The sequence below is a fragment of the Vibrio sp. 10N.261.55.A7 genome (assembly GCF_002877365.1).
Lineage (GTDB): Bacteria > Pseudomonadota > Gammaproteobacteria > Enterobacterales > Vibrionaceae > Vibrio.
This window is the reverse complement of the sequence record NZ_MCWZ01000131.1, coordinates 1-2,589: the sequence shown is the minus strand read 5'-3', so window position 1 is coordinate 2,589 and position 2,589 is coordinate 1. Positions and strand designations below refer to the sequence as shown.

Here is a 2,589-nt window from a genome sequence, read left to right as displayed (position 1 = left end):
CCTCACCGCCTTCTCACCAAAAAGTGTCGACGAACTGGCGAAGCTCTTCTTAGCTCACCCGCAGGCGAAACTGGTGGCAGGCGGTACCGATTTGGCATTAGAAGTGACCCAATTTCACCGAGAAATTGAAACGTTAATAAGCGTAAACCTTGTTGAAGAGATGAAAACCTGTGAAGAGACGGATTCTGACCTGTTGATTGGCGCAAACCTACCAATCAGCAAAGCCTACCCGCTACTGCACAAATACTACCCTGACTTTGGTGAACTGCTGCACCGCTTTGCCTCTTTGCAGGTTCGTAACCAAGGCACCATTGGTGGCAACGTGGCTAATGCGTCTCCAATCGGTGACACCCCCCCTCTTTTGATTGCGCTCGATGCAAAACTAAAACTTCGCTGTGGTGAACAAACTCGAATCATTCCAATTGAAGAGTACTTCATCAGCTACAAGGTGACGGCTCAGCAGCCAAGCGAGTTCATTGAACAGATCATCATTCCAAAGCCAACCGACGCTGCCTTTAGAGCGTACAAAGTCTCTAAGCGTTTAGACGATGATATCTCAGCGGTGTGTGGCGCTTTTAACATCAGCCTAAAAGATGGAAAAGTCGTCGATGCCAGAATTGCTTTCGGTGGCATGGCTGCAACGCCAAAACGGGCGACTCGCTGTGAAAATGTCTTACTGGGCAAAGCCTGGAACTCCACCAATATTGATGAAGCAATGGCGGAACTCAACACTGATTTCGAGCCATTGTCTGACTTCCGAGCAAGCCAAGAATACCGCACGCTCACCGCTGCCAACATGCTGCGTCGCTACTTTATCGAAACGCAGAATAAAGATAACCAAATTGAAACAAGGGTAACGTCTTATGTCTAATACGCACAACACTATGACTCACGAGGAAATGCTCGCCATAGTTAAACAGGATTTAAAAACTGGCGTAGGCAAAAGCGTGAAACACGACAGCGCGCCAATGCAGGTTACCGGTGAAGCGCAGTACATTGATGATCGATTAGAATTTCCAAATCAGCTTCATGTTTATGCTCGTCTCAGCACCCAAGCACACGCAAAAATCACTAAGATTGACGTGTCGCCTTGTTACGAATTTGACGGCGTTGCTATTGCCATAACCGCTGACGATGTTCCTGGTCAACTGGATATCGGTGCCATCTTACCGGGTGATCCGCTGCTTGCTGATGGCAAAGTCGAATACTACGGTCAACCTGTCATCGCAGTCGCGGCTTCAAGCCTTGAGCTGGCACGTAAAGCCGCGCAAGCCGCCATCATTGAATACGAAGCACTGCCACCCATTCTGGACGTAAAAGAGGCGCTGGCTAAAAAGAGTTTCGTCACGGAAAGCCACCAACAGAAACGTGGCGATTCAGACACAGCGCTCGCCAATGCGAAACACGTTATCGAAGGTGACCTTGATATCGGTGGCCAAGAGCACTTCTATTTAGAGACACAAAGCAGCAGCGTGATTCCTACAGAAGACGGTGGAATGATTGTTTACACCTCAACGCAAAACCCAACCGAGGTGCAAAAGCTAGTAGCAGAAGTTATTGGCGTGCCAATGCATAAAGTTGTGGTGGACATGCGACGCATGGGTGGTGGTTTTGGTGGTAAAGAAACGCAAGCGGCCTCCCCGGCTTGTATGTCTGCCGTCATTGCTCTACTAACCGGTCGCCCAACCAAGATGTGTCTGCTTCGCAACGAAGACATGACCACAACAGGTAAGCGACACCCGTTCTACAATCAATACAAAGTAGGCTTTGATGATGATGGCGTGATTCAAGGTGCTGACATCGTCGTCACAGGTAACTGTGGTTACTCGCCGGATCTCTCAAGCTCTATCGTTGACCGTGCCATGTTCCACTCAGACAACGCCTATTACCTAGGCGATGCAACGGTAACCGGTCATCGCTGTAAAACAAATACCGCCTCAAACACCGCATATCGTGGCTTTGGTGGCCCGCAAGGCATGATGACGATTGAACATGTCATGGATGAAATTGCTCGTTACCTGAAAAAAGATCCGCTTGAGGTTCGTAAGGCGAACTACTACGGAGAAGAGGGCCGAGATACTACCCACTACTACCAAAAAGTAGAAGATAACTTCCTTCCGGAAATCACCGAACAACTGGAACAAAGCAGTGATTATCACGCTCGTCGTAAAGAAATTGCTGAGTTCAACAAGACCAGTCCTATTCTTAAGAAGGGCCTTGCGCTTACACCCGTTAAGTTTGGTATTTCATTTACGGCTACTTTCTTGAACCAAGCAGGTGCCCTAATTCATATCTACACCGATGGCAGTATTCACTTAAGCCACGGCGGGACTGAAATGGGTCAAGGTTTGAACATCAAAGTGGCTCAAATCGTTGCACAGGAGTTTCAAGTCGATGTCGAACGTATCCAGATCACCTCAGCCAACACAGACAAAGTACCGAACACATCACCAACCGCAGCCTCATCGGGCGCCGACCTCAACGGTAAGGCAGCGCAAAACGCCGCAATAACAATCAAACAACGATTGATTGATTTTGCATCCGCACATTTCAAGGTCACGCCTGAAGAGGTCATTTTCAAGAATGGCA

General features: G+C 48.6%; 2 protein-coding genes. Both read left to right on the top strand.

What is annotated here, in order from left to right:
• The coding region (locus BCU12_RS08725; RefSeq protein ID WP_198599291.1) for an FAD binding domain-containing protein at positions 1 to 871 on the top strand (871 nt) is incomplete at its 5' end.
• The coding region (gene xdhB, locus BCU12_RS08720) for a xanthine dehydrogenase molybdopterin binding subunit (protein ID WP_102403947.1) at positions 864 to 2,589 on the top strand (1,726 nt) is incomplete at its 3' end. The genes BCU12_RS08725 and xdhB, both read left to right, overlap by 8 nt.